This window comes from Streptomyces sp. NPDC056479 (genome assembly GCF_042795335.1).
In the GTDB taxonomy this organism is placed as follows: Bacteria; Actinomycetota; Actinomycetes; order Streptomycetales; family Streptomycetaceae; genus Streptomyces.
The window spans coordinates 521,147-539,270 of record NZ_JBHTRZ010000001.1 but is presented as its reverse complement, the minus strand read 5'-3'; the positions used below and the strand labels follow the sequence as shown (position 1 = coordinate 539,270).

Here is an 18,124-nt window from a genome sequence, read left to right as displayed (position 1 = left end):
ACCGCTACGAATCCCTTGGTTGCGATTCTGTATAGGCCTTGAGTGATTCGACTGTCTGGTGCGTACCAGTGGGCGCAAGGAGTAACACACCCCACACCCAACGGCACGAGGATTCGGCATGAGGTCCCTGGAGAGGCATCGCGACGTCGCCGCGTACGCGCTCGGCGTGCTGAACGAAGCGGAGGCGTTCCGCTTCGAGGACCACCTCATGGAGTGCCCCCGCTGTGCGGCACACGTGACCGAGTTCGGGCCCATCACCCGCCAGTTGATGTTGTACCGGCGGGCCACGCCCCAGTTCGTCCACCCCATGGCCAAGCCGGGACCGCAGATGCTGAACCGGCTGCTCGAAGCGGTGGCGGCCCGCCATCGCGCACTGCGCCGGCGCACCCTGTACGCCGTGGCCGCCTCGGTGGTGATCGCCCTCGCCGCGCCCGGCCTCGCGATGCTGGCGAACGGCGACGGCGGGACCGTACGGGTCGTCGAGGCGACCGACGAACGGTCCGGGGTGTGGGCGCAGGTCACGACCGAGGACGAGGCCTACGGCACCCAGGTCGAGCTGAAGGTGAAGGACGGCGCGGGCCCCCGGCCCTGCCATCTGATCGCCATCGGCCGGGACGGGGCGGAGGAGACCGTGACCAGCTGGTCCGCCGCCCACCACGACGCCCGCGAGAACACCATGATGGGCGCGTCGGCCATGCACACCGAAGAGATCACGCGCTACGAGGTGCGAACGGCGGACGGCGAGCATCTGGTGACGCTCAAACCCCGCTGAACCGCTCCCCCACCGTCCGGTTCCGGACTACTTCAGCAGCCTCGACATTCTCCGGTCCGCCAGCGGCTTCCCACCCGTCTGGCACGTCGGGCAGTACTGGAGCGCGGAGTCGCTGAAGGAGACCTCGCGGATGGTGTCGCCGCAGACCGGGCATGGCTCGCCGGTGCGGCCGTGAACGCGCAGGCCGCTCTTCTTCTCGGACTTCAGCCGGCCGGCCGCGACCCCGCGCGAGCGCTCGACCGCCTCGGTGAGAGTCGTCCGCAGGGCCCCGTACAGCCGGGCCGTCTCCTCGGGGGTCAGTGACGCCGCGAGCTTGAAGGGCGACATCTTGGCCGCGTGCAGGATCTCGTCGCTGTAGGCGTTGCCCACCCCGGCGATCAGGCTCTGGTCACGCAGGGCGCCCTTGATCTGGCGGCGCTCGTCCTTCAACAGGTCCGCGAACCGCGTCTCGTCGAAGTCGTCGGCGAGCGGGTCGGGGCCGAGCCGGGCCACGCCCGGGACCTGCTGCGGATCCTGGACGACGTACACCGCGAGCCGCTTCTGTGTGCCGGCCTCCGTCAGGTCGAAGCCCGCGCCCGTCTCCAGCGCCACGCGCAGCGCGAGCGGTCCCTTGCCGGGGCGGGGCATACCGCTCGGGAGCCCGTCCTTCCACTGCAGCCAGCCCGCGCGGGCCAGATGGGTCACCAGGTGGGGGCCGTCGGCCGTCTCGAGGTCCAGGAATTTGCCGTAGCGGTGTACGGCGGTGACCTCGTGGCCTTCGAGAGCGGTGACCGGGGGGTCGTACGTCTTGAGCACGCTGATCGCCACGGGCAGCACACGGACGATCTCATGGCCGACCAGGTTGTCGGTCAGGAAGTCCTTGAGCGCTTCGACCTCGGGGAGTTCCGGCATACGTCCAGAGTGCCATCCGGCACCGACAGTGCCGGGTGGGTTCACTCACGCGTCGCGTGCCCTGCGGCGGTCAGGGCCGCTCCGGCACCAGGAATTCGCACCACACCGCCTTGCCGCCGCCCCGCGCCTCCACGCCCCACACGTCCGTGAGCAGGTCGACCAGGAGCAGTCCGCGGCCGGAGACACCCGACTCCCCCGCCTCGCGGCGGCGCGGCAGGGCGCTGGAGGAGTCCTCGACCTCGACGCGCAGCCGGCGTTCGGAGCCGGCGAGGACCCGCAGGGTCACGACGGCGGAGCCCTCGGTGTGCATCAGGGCGTTGGTGATCAGCTCGTCGGCGACCAGTTCGATCTCGTCGGCCCGGTCGGCGGCGCCCCAGGCGCGCACGGCGGCGCGGATCATGTGCCGGGCCGCGGTGAGTGCTTCGGGATCGCCGGGGGCCACGTGCTGCTGGAGCCGGCCGCCGGCCTGCGGGGCGTCCAGGACGCGGCGGCGCAGCAGGAGCAGGGCCACGTCGTCGTCGCCGCCGCGTGCCTCGGCCACGTCGATGAGGCGGTCCGCGAGGGCCCGCACATCTGCCGGGCCGTCGGCGATGAGCGCGGTGAGGGTCTGCATGCCGTCGTCCAGGTCGGTGCCGGGCTGTTCGACGAGGCCATCGGTGCACAGCAGGAGGGTGTGGTCGGAGTCCAGCTCTATCGTGCCGACCGGGTATTCGAGCCGCCCGAACTCCGCGGACAGACCGAGCGGCAGCCCGCCCTCGACCGAGATGCGGCGGCAGGCGCCGTCCGGCTCCCGGATCAGCGGGTCGATGTGGCCGGCCCGCACCACCTGCACGACCCCGGTGGACAGGTCGGCCTCCGCGTACAGGCAGGTCGCGAAGCGGTCGGTGTCCAGCTCGTGCAGGAACACGGAGGCGCGGGCCATCACCGTCGCCGGGGTGTGTCCCTCGGCGGCGTAGGCGCGCAGGACGATCCGCAACTGGCCCATGACGGCGGCGGCATGTGTGTCGTGGCCCTGTACGTCACCGATGACGGCGCCGACCCGGCCGCCCGGCAGCGGGATCAGGTCGTACCAGTCGCCGCCGATGTCGCGGCCGAGCGAGGCGGAGCGGTAGCGGACGGCGACGTCGGCGCCGGGCACGCTGGGGATGGTGCGCGGCAGCATGGCCTGCTGGAGGCCGGTGGCGAGGTCCTTCTCCTGCTCGTAGAACATGGCCCGCTGCAGGCTCTGCGCGATGCTGCTGCCGAGGGCGAGGAGGACGTTGCGGTCCTCGGTGGAGAAGCCGCGCCGGTCGCTGTAGAGCAGCCCGATGGCGCCGATGGGCCTGGCCTGGGCGATCAGCGGCAGATAGGCGGCGGACGTGATGTTCAGGTCGGTGATGTGCGGCCACAGGACGGGGTAGCTCTCGGCGAACTCCTCCGGTGACTCGATGAAGCGCGGACCGAGGGTCCGTACGACCTCGCTCATCGGGTACTGCTCGTCGATCCGGGTGACCAGGGTGCCCGGCACGAAGCTGCCGGCGGGGCCCTCGGCGACCAGCCGGATGCGGCCGGCCTCGACCAGGCCCATCACCAGGCTCTTGGCGCCGAGGTGGGTCAGGCCGTGGGTGTCCTTGAGGACGTCGATGACGTCCTGGATGGTGCGGGCGTGGGCGAGGGCGGCCGTGGTGAGCTGGACGACGCTGGTCTGCTGGCGCCGTGCCTCGTCGTCGGTCGGCAGCTCGCGCCGCTCCTCGCTCTCGGCGAGTTCGTCGGTGGCGTCGCGGACGACGCCGACGATGCGGCGGGGCCGGCCCGTCTCGTCGCGGCGGATGTAGCCCTGGGTGTGCGTCCAGCGCATGGTGCCGTCGCGGCGGCGGATGCGGAAGTAGGCGCCGTAGTTCTCGCTGCCGTCCTTCAGGGCCTGCGAGACCAGGCCGTCCAGTCGGTAGCCCTCCGGCGACGGCACCCGGATCGCCAGGCTCGCGGGGTTTCCGTCGTATTCACCGGGGCGCAGGTCGAAGACCTCGTGGGCCTGGGCGTCCATGTGGAACACGCCGGCGTCGAGGTCCCAGTCGAAGGTGCCCATGCGGTTGAGCGCCAGGATCGGGTCCGGGTGGGCGGGCCAGTCGTCCGGGAGTGACAGGGCGCTCGCTCCCCGATCAACCATGGGCCCACCTTGCCAGGATTTGCCGGATTCTTCGACTGGGGCGACGCAACCGTCTTCACGCCCTTTGGTCACGCAAGCGGAGAAGTGGTATACGGAGAGTCACATCGGTCGAGGGGACGACAATGAGGAGAGGAGGGGTACGGCCGTGGACTGGTTCGTCGCACCGGACTACTGGACGAGTCGGCTGGTCTTCCAGCGGGCTCTGGCCGGCGTGTACCTCGTCGCCTTCCTGACGGCGGCCCTTCAGTTCCGGGCGCTGATGGGTGAGCGCGGCATGCTGCCCGTGCCGCGCTTCGTCGAGCGGGTGCCCTTCAAGGCGGCCCCCAGCCTGTTCCACCTCCACTACTCGGACCGCTTCTTCGCCGGCTGCGCCTGGGCCGGCGGCGCGGTGTCGGCGGCACTGCTGGCAGGGCTCGACTCCGTGGTGCCCCTGTGGGGCGCCATGCTGCTGTGGCTGATCCCGTGGGCGCTGTACCTGTCGATCGTCAACGTCGGCCAGACCTGGTACTCGTTCGGCTGGGAGTCCCTGTTGCTGGAGGTCGGCTTTCTCGCCGTCTTCCTCGGCAACGACGAGGTGGCACCGCCGGTCGTCGTGCTCTTCCTGCTGCGCTGGATCCTGTTCCGCGTGGAGTTCGGCGCGGGTCTGATCAAGATGCGCGGCGACGAGTGCTGGCGAAAACTCACCTGCCTGGACCACCACCATGAGACCCAGCCGATGCCGGGCCCGCTGAGCTGGTTCTTCCACCATCTGCCGAGGCCCCTGCACCGGGTCGAGGTGGCCGCCAACCACTTCACCCAACTCGTCGTGCCCGTCCTCCTCTTCACCCCGCAGCCCATCGCGTCGGCCGCCGCCGCGCTGATGATCGTCACCCAGTTGTGGCTGGTCCTCTCGGGCAACTTCTCCTGGCTGAACTGGATCACCATCGTGCTGGCCCTGTCGGCGCTCCGGTTCCCGAGCGATCCGCCGTCGGTGCCCGACGCACCGCTGTGGTTCGAGGTCGTCGTCCTCGCGGTCGCCGTGCTCCTCGCCGGTCTGAGCTACCACCCGGTCGCCAACATGATCTCCCGCCGCCAGATCATGAACCGCTCCTTCGACCCGCTCCACCTGGTCAACACCTACGGCGCGTTCGGCAGCGTCAGCAGGATCCGGTACGAGGTGGTGATCGAGGGCACCTCCGAGGACGTACCGCGCGAGGACTCGGACTGGCGGGAGTACGAGTTCAAGGGCAAACCGGGCGATCCCCGGCGCTGGCCCCGGCAGTTCGCGCCGTACCATCTGCGGCTGGACTGGCTGATGTGGTTCGCCGCGCTGTCGCCCGCGTACGCCGGTTCATGGTTCGGCACCCTGGTGGAGCGGCTTCTGGAGAACGACCGCGACACCCTGAAACTGCTGCGCCACTCCCCCTTCCCGCCCGACGCGCCGCCCCGCTACGTCCGCGCCCGTCTCTTCCGCTACCGGTACACGACCTGGCGTGAGCTGCGGGAGACGGGCGCGTGCTGGAAGCGGACGTATGTGCGGGAGTTCCTGCCGCCGACCCGGCTGGCCGGGGTGGCTCAGAGATCGTAGACGCGGGTGGCGGTCACCTCGAAGATCTGCTCCCGATCGGACGAGTCGGTCAACTCCCTTGCCGCGGACAGGACTTGACCGTACGTCGCGGCCAGCGTGCTCACCGGCCAGTCCGAGCCGAACATCAGGCGCGGCGGTCCGAAGGCCTCCAGCACCACGTCGGCGTACGGGCGCAGGTCGTCGACGGTCCAGGAGGCGGGGTCGGCCTCGGTGACCATGCCGGAGAGCTTGCAGACGGTGTTGGGGAGCGCGGCGAGGGCGCGGACGTCGGAGGTCCAGGGCTCACGGTGCCCGGAGGCGATCGGCGGCTTGCCCAAGTGGTCCAGGACGAAGGTGAGTTCGGGCAGCGAGACGGCCGCCTTGACGCAGGCCGGCAGCTGGTGCGGCAGCACGATCAGGTCGTACACCAGCCCTGCCTCGGCGACGGCGGCCAGTCCTCGCCGTACGTCCGCACGCAGCAGCCATTCCGGGTCGGGTTCGCCCTGCACCTGGTGGCGGATCCCCTTCAGATACTGCCCGCCGGGCAGCTCCCGCAGCCGGGCCAGCTCCTCGGCCACGTCCCATCGCGTGAGGTCGGTCCAGCCGACGACGCCCGCGATCAGCTCGTGCTCGGCGGCGAGGGCCAGGAACTCCGGCGTCTCCTCGGCGACGGTGATCGTCTGGACGAGTACGGTACGGCCGACTCCGGCCGACTCCGCTTCCGGCGCGAGGTCGGCGACCGTGAAGTTCCGTCGCAGCGGCCGGAGTTCGGGGCCTGTGATCCAGTCCTGGTCCCGCACCGACAGGTCCCAGACGTGGTGGTGGGCGTCGACGACCGTCACGGCAGCTCCCATACGGCGGGCAGCCCGGCGTCCGCGCCCTCGCCGGAGTAGTCGTGCACCACGTCGAGCAGTTCGGCCATGCGGGCCTGCCAGGCCACGTTGACCGGCAGCTTCTCCAGCTCGGCGAGGAGACGGCCGTAGTCCTCGCACTCCAGGACGTGGAAGAGGTCGGTGCCGCTGCGCCAGATCGTCCAGGACGTCGCACCGGCGGCCCGGATGGCGTCCGTGAGCTCGACCGGCACCTCCCGGTGGGCGGCCTCGTATTCGGCGACGCGGTCCGCGCGGACCTTGGTGTGCAGGGCGACCCTCATGACGGCTCCTCGGTGGCCAGGAGTCCGGTGTCCCGCAACTCCTGCCAGAAGGCGGCGGGCACCGGTGTGGCGAACTGGTCGACGCAGTCGTGGACTTCCGCAGCCGAGCGGGCGCCCACCAGAACGCTCGCCACAGCCGGATGGGCCACGCAGAAGGCGAGCGCGGCGGCACGCAGGGTGATGTGGTGACGCCGGGCGATCTCCTTCATGCGCAAGGCCTTGTCCAGCAACTCACCCGGCGCCTGGACGTAGTTGTACGTCGCCCCGGGCTTGGGATCCGCCAGCAGTCCCGAGTTGAAGGCACCGCCGATCACCACGGAGACGCCTCGCTCCACGGCCGCGGGCAGCAGTTCCGTGAGCGCGCTCTGGTCGAGCAGCGTGTAGCGGCCCGCGCACAGCACCACGTCGACGTCCGTGTCGCGGACGAAGCGGGTGAGCATCTCGGCCTGGTTCATGCCCGCACCGATCGCGCCGATCATTCCCTCCGAGCGGAGCTTCTCCAGGGCCGGGTAGCCCTCCCGGAAGGCCTGCTCGGCGTGGTCGTCGGGGTCGTGGAGGTAGACGATGTCGACGCGGTCGAGGCCGAGCCGTTCCAGGCTGGCCTCCAGGGTGCGTCGAATGCCGTCCGCGGTGAAGTCCCAGACGCGGCGGTGCGTGGCGGGGACGGCGAAGCCGTGTCCCAGGTCGTCGCCGCCGTCGGCCTGTGCCTCCAGGCGGCGGCCCACCTTGGTCGAGACCGTGTACTCCTCGCGCGGGTGCTCGAGCAGGACCGCGCCGAGGCGGCGTTCGGACAGGCCGAGGCCGTAGTGGGGTGCGGTGTCGTAGTAGCGGATGCCGCGCTGCCAGGCGGCGGACACCGCCTCGTGCGCCTGCTCGTCGGTGACCTCGGTGTAGAGGTTGGCGATGACGGCGGCTCCGAAGCCGATTCCCCGGGGGATGCTCACCGGCCCGCCGGCCGCAGACGCAGGCCCTGCATGCCGCCGTCCACGGCGAGGGCGGTGCCGGTCGTGGCGCCGGAGAGCGGGCTCGCCAGGTAGGCGATGGCGCCCGCGACCTCGACGGCCGAGACGAGACGGCCGGTGGGCTGGCGGGCCTCCAGCGCGGCGCGTTCGGCGCCCGGGTCGGCCGCGGCGTCGAGGAGGCGGCCGACCCACGGAGTGTCGACCGTGCCGGGGTTGACGCAGTTGACGCGGATGCCCTCGCGGACGTGGTCGGCGGCCATGGCGAGGGTGAGCGAGTACACGGCGCCCTTGGTCGCGCTGTACAGCGCCCGCTGCGGCAGCCCCGCCGTGGCCGCGATGGAGCAGGTGTTGACGATCGCCGCGTGCGTGGAGCGGCGCAGATGGGGCAGGGCGGCGCGGGCGAGCCGCACCATGCCGACGACATTGACGTCCATGACCCGGTGCCACTCGGCGTCGTCGTTGTCCTCGACGGTGCCCTGGGCGCCGATGCCTGCGTTGTTGACCAGCACGTCCAGTCCGCCGAGGCCGGCCACCGCGGCGGCCACGGCCTCGCGTACGGAGGTGTCGTCGGTGACGTCGGCGCGGAAGGCGAGCAGCGGCTTCTCCACGGACGACGGGTCCAGGTCGAGCACGGCGACCTGGGCACCGCGCGCGGCGAGGAGTTCGGCCGTGGCCCGGCCGATGCCGGAGGCGCCTCCCGTCACCAGCGCCTTGAGACCCTCGAAGTCGCTCATGCCGCCTGTCCCTTCTTCTGCGTCTTGAGGTCGGCGGCCCAGAAGTCGCCACCGGGGAACGTGTACCGCGCGATCGACTCGGGTCGCATGGCGGCCGAGAAACCCGGCGCGGTGGGTGCCGTGTAGTGACCTTCCCTGATCGCCACCGGGTCGAGGAAGTGGTCGTGCAGATGGTCGACGTACTCGATGACGCGGTCCCGCGTGGTGCCGGTGACCGCCACATAGTCGAACATCGACAGGTGCTGGACGAGTTCGCACAGTCCGACGCCGCCCGCGTGCGGGCACACCGGCACCCCGAACTTGGCCGCGAGCAGCAGGATGGCGAGGTTCTCGTTGACGCCGCCGACGCGGGCCGCGTCGATCTGGACGAAGTCGAGGGCGCCGGCCTGGAGCAGCTGTTTGAAGACGACCCGGTTCTGGACGTGCTCGCCGGTGGCCACCTTCACCGGGGCGACGGCCTCGCGGATGGCTGCGTGGCCGAGGACGTCGTCCGGGCTGGTGGGCTCCTCGATCCAGTACGGGTCGAACTCGGCGAGGGCCTTGGTCCAGCGGATCGCCTCGGCCACGTCCCAGCGCTGGTTGGCGTCGATGGCCATGCGGATGTCAGGGCCGACGACCGAGCGGGCGACACGGCAGCGCCGTACGTCGTCCTCCAGGTCGGCGCCGACCTTCAGCTTGATCTGCCGGAAGCCGTCGGCGACGGCCTGGGCGGCGAGCCGGGTGAGCTTGTCGTCGTCGTAGCCGAGCCAGCCGGCGGAGGTGGTGTAGGCGGGGTAGCCGCGTTCCAGCAGCCGGGGGACGCGCTCCTGCGCGCCCTCGCGGCCCCGGCGCAGGATCGCCAGCGCCTCCTCGGGCGTGAGTGCGTCGGTGAGGTACCGGAAGTCGATCTGACGGACGATCCACTCCGGGTCGGCGTCGGCGAGCAGGCGCCACAGGGGCTTGTCGGCGCGCTTGGCGGCGAGGTCCCACACAGCGTTCATGACCGCGCCGATCGCCATGTGCATCACGCCCTTCTCGGGGCCGAGCCAGCGCAGCTGGCTGTCGCCGATCAGGTCGCGGTTGAGGGTCCCCGGGTCGGCGCACAGCTCGTCGACGGACCTGCCCACGACATGGCCGCGCAGCGCCTCGATCGCGGCGACCTGGATCTCGTTGCCCCGCCCGATGGTGAAGGTGAACCCGTGCCCCTCGTGGCCGTCGGCCCCGTCGGTGCGCAGCACGACGTACGCGGCCGAGTAGTCGGGGTCCGGGTTCATCGCGTCGGAGCCGTCGAGCTCGCGCGAGGTGGGGAAGCGGATGTCATAGGTGTCGACCGCGGTGACGCGGGCGGAGGCGCCGGGGGTGCCGGAGGTCGGGGACACAGAGGGCCTTTCGGTCGGTGGCGGGGACGGCGCGCGGTCAGTCCTGGGCGCGGCCCGTCGTCACACGGGCGATCATGAGGGCGACCAGGATGATTCCGCCGTAGATGGCCTGGATCCAGAACGACGGGACCTGGGCGAGGGTGAGCAGGTTCTGGACGACGCCCAAGAGGAGTACGCCGGTCAGGGCGCCGAACATGGTGCCCTTGCCGCCGTCCAGGCTGATGCCGCCGATCACCGCGGCCGCGAACACGGTGAAGATCATGTTGTTGCCCTGGTTGGCGCTGATCGCGCCGACATAGCCCGTCTGGATGATGCCGCCGACGGCCGCGAGGGTGCCCGCGACGACGAACACGCCGAGCATCACCCGCTCGACCCGGATACCGGCCGCGCGGGCGGCGTCCGCGTTGCCGCCGATGGCGTACAGGGCGCGCCCGATGCGGTGGTACTTCAGCACGAACCCGGCGACGGCGAAGGCGGCCGCGGCGAGCCACACCGACATCGGGATGCCGATGAAGGTCGTGGTGGCGAGGGAGTAGAAGCTGTCGGGCATGCCGAACAGCGTCTTGCCCTTGGTCGCGCCGACCAGCAGACCGCGCAGGACGATCAGCATCGCGAGCGTCACGATGAACGCGTTGAGCTTGAACTTCACGACCAGGATGCCGTTGAAGGCACCCACGGCCGCGCCCGCCACGAGGATCGCCAGCAGCGAGAGCGCGGCGGGGAGTTCGGTGCCCCAGCCGGACTGGGCGGCGGGCAGCACGAGCAGCGCACCGACGGCGGGTGCGATGCCGACGACCGATTCGAGGGACAGGTCGAACTTGCCGGTGATGAGGACCAGCGACTCGGCCAGCACGACCATCGCGAGGGCGGCGGAGGCGCCGAGGATCGAGATCAGGTTGCGTTCGGTGAGGAAGGAGTCGTTGACGACCGCGCCGAGCACCAGGAGGAGCAACAGGGCCGGAACCAGGGCGAGTTCGCGGGCGCGGCGGAGCAGCACCGTCCTGGCCGCGCGGGCATCGGGGACCTTGACGGGCGCAACCGGTGGGGCCTTGGTGTCAGCCATGGTCCACTCCTTCTATGGAGGCGATCAGCTCGTGGTCGCGCCAGCCCGCCGGGTGCTCGGCGACGACGCGGCCGTGGAACAGGACGAGGACGCGGTCGCAGCGCCGCAGATCGTCGAGTTCGTCGGAGACGACGAGCACGGCGATGCCGTCGTCGCGGGCGCTGTCCACGCGGGCCAGCAGGGATTCCTTGGACTTCACGTCGACGCCCGCGGTGGGGTTGATCAGCACCAGCAGCCGGGGGTCGGAGGCCAGCGCGCGGGCCATGACCACCTTCTGCGCGTTGCCGCCGGACAGGTCCGAGACCGGCTGGTCGGGGCCTTCGGTGTGGATGTCGAGGCGTTCGATGAGGGCGGTGGCGAAGCCGCGCTTGCGTTCGGTGCCGACGAAGCCGAAGCGGCCGAGCCGGTCGAGGACGCTCATGGTGGCGTTGTCGCCGATGGTCATGCCGGCGACCAGGCCCTGGTCGTGCCGGTCGCGGGGCACACAGGCGACGCCGGCCTTGAGGGCGGCCTGCACATCGCCGAACGGCAGCCGGTCTCCGTCCAGCCGTGCGGTCCCGCCGGTCGGGGTGTGCAGCCCCGCGAAGGACTCGGCGAGCTGCACCTTGCCGCTGCCGCTGATCCCGGCGAGCCCGACTACCTCGCCGCGGCGGACGGTGAGATCGATGTCCCGGTACGCCGGTGAGGTGAGCCCGCGGGCTTCGAGCAGGACGGGGCCGTCGTGGTCGACGTCCCCGGGGTCCACGGCCTGTTCGGCGATGGCCTCGAGGGACTCCCCCGCCATGGCCTCCACCAGCGCCCGGCGCGGGAGTTCGGCGACGGGGGCGGTGGTGATCCAGCGGGCGTCACGCAGGACCGTGACGGTCTGGCAGACCTCGTACACCTCCTGCAGGTGGTGCGAGATGAACAGGAAGGTGACTCCGGAGTCCTGCAGCGCCCGCATGCGGGTGAACAGCCGCTCGATCTCCCGGTTGTCGAGCTGGGCGGTCGGCTCGTCGAGGATGATGAACCGGGCGCCGAAGCTCAACGCCCGAGCGATCTCCACCATTTGACGGTCCTCGACCTTGAGGTCGGCGGTGCGGGCCTCGGGGTCGACGTGCACGTCCCAGGTGGCCAGGAGTTCGGCGGCCTCGGTGCGCAGTCTGCGCCAGCTGATGAAGCCGCGCTGGAGGGGCTGCCGGTTGATGAACAGGTTCTCGGCAACCGTCAGCTCGGGGACCACGGTGGGCTTCTGGTAGACGCAGGCCACCTTGCGGCGCCAGGCGTCGCGGTCGGCCAGCGGGGGCGCGGGCTCGCCGTCGAAGCGGACCTCGCCCTCGTCGGCGGCCTGGAGCCCGGTGAGGATGTTGACCAGGGTCGACTTGCCGGCGCCGTTGCGGCCGACGAGGGCGTGCGACTCGCCGGGCAGGACGGTGAGCCGGCCGTCGGCGAGGGCGGTGGTGGGGCCGTAGCGCTTGACGATGTCCCGCGCTTCAACGAGTGACGTCGTCATTTGACCGTGTTGCCCCAGAGCTTGGGGTCGTCGACGTTCTCCTTGGTGACCAGCGGCGCGGGCAGCTGGTCCTCCAGGATGCCGCTGGGCAGCTTGACGATGGTCGAGTCGTGGTCCGTGGGGCCCGGCTCGAACTTCTTCCCCTCCATCGCCGCCTTGATGTAGTACATGCCGTACTTGGCGTAGAGGTCGGCGGGCTGGGAGACGGTCGCGTCGATCTCGCCCTTGCGGATGGCGTCGTACTCCTGCGGGATGCCGTCGTTGGAGACGATCGCGATGTGCCCGGACTCCCCGGCCGTCTTGAGCATTCCCTTGGACTTCAGGGTCTGCAGGGTGGGCGCGAGGTAGACGCCGCCCGCCTGCATGTAGATGCCCTTGATGTCGGGGTTGGCGTTGAGGAGGGTGTCGAGCTTGGAGGCCGCGGTGTCGGACTCCCACTTGGCGGGGATCTCCAGGACCTTCAGCTTGGGGTACTTCTTCTTCACACAGGCACGGAAGGCCTCGGAGCGGTCACGGCCGTTGACGGAGGCCAGGTCGCCCATGATCTGCACGACCTTGCCACTGGAGACGTTCTCCCCGAGGTAGTCGCAGGCCTTCTCGCCGTACGCGACGTTGTTCGCGCGCACCACCATCGCGACCTTGCCCTTGTCGGGCGCCACGTCGACCGCGACGACCGGTACGCCCTTGCGCTCGGCCTGGTCGAGGCCGGCCTCGATGGCGGCGCTGTCCAGCGGGGCGACGACGAGGCCCTTGACGCCCTGGTTGAGCTGGTTGTTGATGTCGGTGATCTGCTGGGAGGGATCGCTGTTGGAGTTGACCGTCTTGAGCGTGTCGACGCCCTGGGAGTCGGCCATCTTCGGCACGTAGTCGTTGTACGACTGCCAGAACGGCGAGGTCAGCAGGGGCAGGATCACCCCGACCTGGCCGCTTCCGCCGCCTTGGGCTCCGGCGGCGCCGGTGTCCTTGGTGCTGCCGCACGCGGCGAGCGCGAGCGAGGCGCCGGCGACCGCGCACACCGCCCTGACCATCCGTGACCTGTTCTGCTTCCGCGCTGTCGTGCCGGGCATCTGGCGGCTCCTCGTTGAGCGTGTTCGAGCACTTGGTTCGAGCAGATGCCCGCATATTTATCAGACCACTTCGGCGATACAACACCCTTCGGGGGCAGATTTTCGCGGTTTCAGGCCGTAGTGGTCGGACCAAACCGTAGTGGTCCGACCAACCTGGTGATTACACTGCCGCTCACCGGGCGCGGGCAGACGCCTCGGCCGACGGGAGGAACGGCGTGGACGACGAGACAGCCCCGCAGAAGGGCACCGTGACACAGCGCGCCATCGAGCAGATCAAGGCGTTGATCGCGGAGGGGCGGCTGGAGCCCGGCCAGCGGCTGCCCACCGAGCGCGATCTGGCCGCCCGGCTCGGCATCTCCCGCAGCTCGATGCGCGAGGCGATCCGCGCGCTCACGGTGCTGGGGGTCCTGGAGGCCCGGCACGGCTCGGGCATCTACGTCACCCAACTGGAGGCCGGCGACCTGCTGGAGACGTTCGGCGTGGTCGCCGACCTGTCCCGGGGCCCGCGTCTGGTGGAACTGCTGGAAGTGCGCCGCATCCTGGAGTCGACGGCGACCGCGCTGGCGGCGGCGAGGATCACCCCGGACCAGCTCGCCGAGGTCGAGAAGCATCTGACGGCGATGAACGCCACGGAGGACCCGGAGGAGATCCTCGCCCACGACCTGGCCTTCCATCGCGAGATCGCGATCGCCGCCGGCAACGAGACCATGGCGGCGATCCTGGAGGGCCTGTCCTCCCGCACGTTCCGTGCCCGCGTCTGGCGCGGCTACCAGGAGGAGGGCGCCTTCACCCGCACCCGACGCGAGCACGCCGCGATCCACCGCGCCCTGATCGCCCGCGACCCGGACGCGGCGCGGGCCGCGGCGGCCGCGCATGTGGGCGAGGTGGAGGAGTGGCTGCGAGCGCAGCTCGGCGGCTGAGGACCGCCATGACGCAGAAGGCCGTTCCCCTCACCTGCGGGTGAGGAGAACGGCCCCCGTCATGACCGGGCTACGGCGTCACGTCGAACCCGTGCTCGCGCCCCAGCCTCTCCAGTGACACCTGGCCGGGAATGCCGTTGGCGTCGTCGCCGGAGAACCCGCAGCGGCGCTGCCAGGCGGCGTACGCCGCGACGGTCGTGGTGCCGAAGTGGCCGTCCGCGAACCGCCCTTCGAGGAGGCCCTCCGCGACGAGGGCCTTCTCCACCCTCTTCACACCGGCGTACGACACGGGCGTGCCCGGCTTGGCCGGGTCGTGCAGGGCCGCGGCGACGACCTTCGACACGTCGATCACCGGCCGCGGACCCGGAACGGTCGGTGAGCCCCCGGGCCGCGGGGCACCCTTCTCCACCCACGCGTACAGGTGCTTGCCGGGGCACGCCGTGGCGAAGCCGTCCTTGTGCCCCTTGATCTCCTTGCCGGCACCGTGCTTGCGCAGCAGTTCGATGCCGTCGCGGATCGCGCCGAGCATCGCGTCCGTCGGCTTGGTGAGCCCCTCGGAGCCGACCAGGCCGACGATCGCGTAATGGCCGCGGTTGAGTTCCTGGTTGCCGTTCGCCCCGGTGCGCTTGCCGAGGCCCCGGCCTTCCAGAAGGTGACCGTGCGGGCAGGCACCGTAGTTGTAGGCGATGTCCGAGTAGTTCTCCTTCTCGTTGTTCAGATGGTCGACTCGGATCCTCTTCCACTCGGCGATGCACAGATCGTGGTCGTCGAGGAGCTTGACGCTGACCGGCGCGCCTTCGTAGTGGACCTTCACGCCCTTGGTCGAAGTCTGTGCGGGTGCGGCGGATGCGGGCCAGCCGAGCTGGGCTCGCGTGACAAGCTTCAAATGTGCCTCCAAGGCGCGAAACCTACGCCAACCTCCCTGAGTGTGGGGCCAGTTGCCGTCCGCTTCGCGACGGCGCGCCGCTGTTCGCCGTCAGTGGACCTCGGCCCGCCGCAGGCGCAGAGTCACCAGTTCGAAGGGGCGCAGACGCAGCGCGACACACGAGCCGTCGTACGACGGTGTCTCGGGCAGGGAGCGCTCCAGCAGGTCCGTCGCCGTGACCTCCGAGACCGCGAAGTCCGCCGTCAGCGTGGCCCGTACCCTGCCGCCGTGGGCCTCGTGGAGGCGCACCACCAGGTCCCCGCTGCCGTCGTCGGCCAGCTTGACGGCCGTGATCACGACCGCGTCCCGGTCCACCGCCACCAGCGGAGCCACCTCCCCGGCACCGCTGATCCGCCGCTCCGGCAGATTGATCCGCCAGCCCTCGCGCACCGCGTCCCCGACATCGGCGCCCGGCACCAGGGCGTGCCGGAAGCGGTGCAGGCCCTGGTCGGTCTCGGGGTCCGGGAAGCGCGGGGCGCGCAGCAGGGAGACGCGGAGCGTGGTGGTCGGGCCGAGGTCGCCGTCGGTGCGGACCGTGCGGGTCACGTCGTGGCCGTACGTCGAGTCGTTGACGACGGCGACGCCCCAGCCCGGCTCGGCCACATGGACGAAACGATGGTTGCAGGCCTCGAACTTGGCGGCCTCCCAGCTGGTGTTGGTGTGCGTGGGGCGGTGGAAGTGCCCGAACTGGGTCTCCGCGGCGTACCGTTCCGCGTGCACGTCGAGCGGGAAGGCCAGCTTCAGGAACTTCTCCGTCTCGTGCCAGTCGACCTCGGTGTCGAACAGCAGCCGCCGCTCCCCCGGCGCGAGCGAGAGCACCTGGGTGACCCGGGAGCCGCCGAAGGAGCGGGCGATCCGCACGGAGGTCCCGTCGTCGCCCGGGGCGATCTCGTCCACGTCCGTCAGATCGGTGACGGTGTGCCGGTAGAACTCGTCGACGTCCCAGGCGTCCCACATGTTCGGGAAGTCGGGGTGGAGCTGGAGGAGGCCCGCGGCAGCGTCCGGCGCGACGGTCTCGCGGTCGGCCTCGATGTCGTACGCGGACACGACCAGGCCCCGGGCGTCGATCTCGATCCGCAGCAGGCCGTTGTCGAGGACGAAGCCGCCGTCCGGGCGCGGGGTGAGTGCCGTCCGGCCCTCGGTCGCCGGGGGTCGTGCCCCGCCCGCCGGTACGCCGGCACGTGGGTGCGGGGCGGCGTTGAAGACGAGCTCGGCCTCGCCCTCGCCGGTCAGGGCGCGCTGGGCCGACTCGATGATCGCGGTCAGCTCGCCGGCGAGGCGCTCATAGGTGGCGCGCGCCTCGCGGTGCACCCAGGCGATGGACGAGCCGGGCAGGATGTCGTGGAACTGGTGCAGCAGCACCGTCTTCCAGATGCGGTCCAATTCCTCGTACGGATAGGGGAATCCGGTGCGTACGGCAGCCGTGGCGGCCCACAGCTCGGCCTCGCGCAGAAGGTGTTCGCTGCGGCGGTTGCCCTGCTTGGTCCTGGCCTGGCTGGTGAGCGTGGCGCGATGGAGTTCGAGGTAAAGCTCACCGACCCAGACGGGCGCGTCGGGGTATTCGGCCTCGGCCTTGCGGAAGAAGGCGTCCGGGGTCTCCCAGACGACGGTGGCGGAGCCCTCCAGGTCGCGCAGCCGGGCGGCCTTGGCGATCATCTCGCGGGTGGTGCCGCCTCCTCCGTCACCCCAGCCGGTGGGGGCGAGCGAGTGCCGGGCGACGCCCTTGTCCTTGAAGTTGCGGGCCGCGTGGGCGATCTCGCTGCCCTTCATGGAGCAATTGTAGGTGTCGACGGGCGGGAAGTGGGTGAAGATCCGGGTGCCGTCGATGCCCTCCCAACGGAAGGTGTGGTGCGGAAACTTGTTGGTCTGGCTCCACGAAATCTTCTGCGTCAGCAGCCACTTGGCGCCGGCCGCCTTGATGATCTGCGGCAGTCCGGCGGCGAAGCCGAAGGTGTCGGGGAGCCAGGCCTCGTCGTTCTCGATGCCGAACTCGTCGAGGAAAAACCGCTTGCCGTGCACGAACTGCCGGGCCATCGCCTCCGAGCCGGGCATGTTGGTGTCCGACTCCACCCACATCCCGCCCGCCGGCACGAACCGGCCGTCGGCGACCGCCTTCTTCACCCGCGCCCACACCTCGGGCCGGTGCTCCTTCACCCACGCCCACTGCTGGGCCTGGGACATGGCGAAGACGAAGTCGGGCTCGTCCTCGATGAGGGCGGTCATGTTGGACGTCGTACGGGCCACCTTGCGCACGGTCTCACGCAGCGGCCACAACCACGCCGAGTCGATGTGGGCGTGCCCGATGGCGCTGATGCGGTGGGCGGACGGCACGGCGGGCGTGGCGAGCACGCCGGCCAGCCGTTCCCGCGCCCGCGCCGCCGTCGCGTTCACGTCCTGCAGGTCGATCGCGTCGAGCGCCCGCTCCACCGCCCGCAGGATCTCCCAGCGCCGCGCCGACTCCACCGGCAGCTCGGCCATCAGCTCGCCCAGCACCTCCAGGTCGAGCACGAGCTGCCACACCGTCTCGTCGAGGACGGCGAGGTCCATGCGGGTCAGCGTGTACTGGGGTGCGCTCCCGGCCGTCTCCTTGTCGCCCAACCGGGTGGGCAGGAAGGGGTGGTAGTCGAGGATGACCGGGTTGGAGGCCGCCTCGATGTGCAGCCGGACCTCCTCGCCGCCTTCCACCGGGGCGCCGATGCGGACCCACTGGTTGCGCGGGTTGAGGCCCTTCACCGGGGTACCGTCGGGCCGGTAGACCAGGCCTTCGCACTGGAAGCCGGGCATGTTCTCGTCGAATCCGAGGTCGAGGAGCGCCTCGACGGTCTTCCCGGCCCACGCCTCGGGCACGGTCCCGGTGACCCGGAACCAGCTGGTGCCCCACGGAGCACCCCAGCGGGCGCCCACCTCGATCGGCCCGGGTTCGGCCGCGAGCCCTTCGGCGACGGGCACCGGCTCGCCGGGCGCGTGCCACACCGCCACGTCCAGCTGCACTGACTCGGGGTACACGGCGGGGCGGACGCGCTCGTCGAGGACGCGCTTGAGGCGGGCTTCGACCAGGTTGCGGTCGTCATGCATGCGGGGTGCTCCGTAGGTCG

15 protein-coding genes are annotated in these 18,124 nt (G+C 70.8%); 3 read left to right on the top strand and 12 right to left on the bottom strand.

Annotated elements, in window-relative coordinates; all coding sequences use genetic code 11:
• The first annotated feature begins 118 nt into the window (after positions 1-118).
• Positions 119-772, top strand: coding sequence for a zf-HC2 domain-containing protein (locus ACFQ6S_RS02365; protein ID WP_383402216.1), 654 nt, complete (start codon positions 119-121; stop codon positions 770-772).
• Between the two features lie 27 nt (positions 773-799).
• Here ACFQ6S_RS02365 and ACFQ6S_RS02360 read toward each other — a convergent pair whose 3' ends face one another.
• Together ACFQ6S_RS02360 and ACFQ6S_RS02355 are read right to left on the bottom strand one after the other, a co-directional pair.
• Complete coding sequence (locus tag ACFQ6S_RS02360; protein WP_383402213.1) at positions 800-1,663, bottom strand: Fpg/Nei family DNA glycosylase; 864 nt, start codon at positions 1,661-1,663, stop codon at positions 800-802.
• Positions 1,664-1,733: 70 nt separating this feature from the next.
• Positions 1,734-3,809 (bottom strand): SpoIIE family protein phosphatase, encoded by a 2,076-nt coding sequence (locus ACFQ6S_RS02355; RefSeq protein WP_383402210.1) that lies wholly within the window; start codon positions 3,807-3,809, stop codon positions 1,734-1,736.
• 145 nt (positions 3,810-3,954) lie between these two features.
• Between ACFQ6S_RS02355 and ACFQ6S_RS02350 the strand changes: the two genes are divergently transcribed.
• Complete coding sequence (locus ACFQ6S_RS02350; RefSeq protein WP_383402207.1) at positions 3,955-5,376, top strand: lipase maturation factor family protein; 1,422 nt, start codon at positions 3,955-3,957, stop codon at positions 5,374-5,376.
• On the opposite strand, the gene ACFQ6S_RS02345 is transcribed toward ACFQ6S_RS02350, so the two are convergent.
• From ACFQ6S_RS02345 to ACFQ6S_RS02310, 8 genes are read right to left on the bottom strand one after another with little or no spacing between them, the layout of a single operon-like run.
• Positions 5,364-6,209 (bottom strand): amidohydrolase family protein, encoded by an 846-nt coding sequence (locus ACFQ6S_RS02345; RefSeq protein ID WP_383402204.1) that lies wholly within the window; start codon positions 6,207-6,209, stop codon positions 5,364-5,366. The genes ACFQ6S_RS02350 and ACFQ6S_RS02345 overlap by 13 nt on opposite strands.
• Entirely contained in the window at positions 6,194-6,508 is a 315-nt protein-coding gene (locus ACFQ6S_RS02340; protein WP_383402202.1) for an L-rhamnose mutarotase, read from the bottom strand. Before ACFQ6S_RS02340 ends, ACFQ6S_RS02345 begins: the two co-directional genes overlap by 16 nt.
• Positions 6,505-7,452 carry an aldo/keto reductase gene (locus ACFQ6S_RS02335; protein ID WP_383402199.1) on the bottom strand — a complete coding sequence of 316 codons (948 nt, stop codon included), beginning with the start codon at positions 7,450-7,452 and terminating at the stop codon, positions 6,505-6,507. Before ACFQ6S_RS02335 ends, ACFQ6S_RS02340 begins: the two co-directional genes overlap by 4 nt.
• Positions 7,449-8,204: an SDR family NAD(P)-dependent oxidoreductase gene (locus ACFQ6S_RS02330; RefSeq protein ID WP_383402197.1), complete on the bottom strand. Its 756-nt coding sequence runs from the start codon at positions 8,202-8,204 to the stop codon at positions 7,449-7,451. Before ACFQ6S_RS02330 ends, ACFQ6S_RS02335 begins: the two co-directional genes overlap by 4 nt.
• Positions 8,201-9,562: an L-fuconate dehydratase gene (locus ACFQ6S_RS02325; RefSeq protein ID WP_383402194.1), complete on the bottom strand. Its 1,362-nt coding sequence runs from the start codon at positions 9,560-9,562 to the stop codon at positions 8,201-8,203. Before ACFQ6S_RS02325 ends, ACFQ6S_RS02330 begins: the two co-directional genes overlap by 4 nt.
• 37 nt (positions 9,563-9,599) lie before the next feature.
• A complete protein-coding gene (locus tag ACFQ6S_RS02320) occupies positions 9,600-10,625 on the bottom strand; it encodes an ABC transporter permease (protein WP_383402191.1) in 1,026 nt (341 codons plus the stop codon).
• Positions 10,618-12,117: a sugar ABC transporter ATP-binding protein gene (locus ACFQ6S_RS02315; protein WP_383402189.1), complete on the bottom strand. Its 1,500-nt coding sequence runs from the start codon at positions 12,115-12,117 to the stop codon at positions 10,618-10,620. The genes ACFQ6S_RS02320 and ACFQ6S_RS02315 overlap by 8 nt, the downstream gene beginning before the upstream one ends.
• Positions 12,114-13,184: a sugar ABC transporter substrate-binding protein gene (locus ACFQ6S_RS02310; RefSeq protein WP_383402186.1), complete on the bottom strand. Its 1,071-nt coding sequence runs from the start codon at positions 13,182-13,184 to the stop codon at positions 12,114-12,116. The genes ACFQ6S_RS02315 and ACFQ6S_RS02310 overlap by 4 nt, the downstream gene beginning before the upstream one ends.
• Positions 13,185-13,399: 215 nt before the next feature.
• On the opposite strand from ACFQ6S_RS02310, the gene ACFQ6S_RS02305 reads away from it, so the two are divergent.
• On the top strand, positions 13,400-14,104 hold the full coding sequence (locus ACFQ6S_RS02305; RefSeq protein WP_383402183.1) for a FadR/GntR family transcriptional regulator: 705 nt from the start codon (positions 13,400-13,402) through the stop codon (positions 14,102-14,104).
• Positions 14,105-14,174: 70 nt separating this feature from the next.
• Here the strand turns inward: ACFQ6S_RS02305 and ACFQ6S_RS02300 are convergent, their stop codons facing one another.
• Together ACFQ6S_RS02300 and ACFQ6S_RS02295 are read right to left on the bottom strand one after the other, a co-directional pair.
• A complete protein-coding gene (locus ACFQ6S_RS02300; protein ID WP_383402180.1) occupies positions 14,175-14,990 on the bottom strand; it encodes an N-acetylmuramoyl-L-alanine amidase in 816 nt (271 codons plus the stop codon).
• Between the two features lie 90 nt (positions 14,991-15,080).
• Entirely contained in the window at positions 15,081-18,104 is a 3,024-nt protein-coding gene (locus tag ACFQ6S_RS02295) for an alpha-mannosidase (RefSeq protein ID WP_383402177.1), read from the bottom strand.
• Between the last annotated feature and the right edge of the window lie 20 nt (positions 18,105-18,124).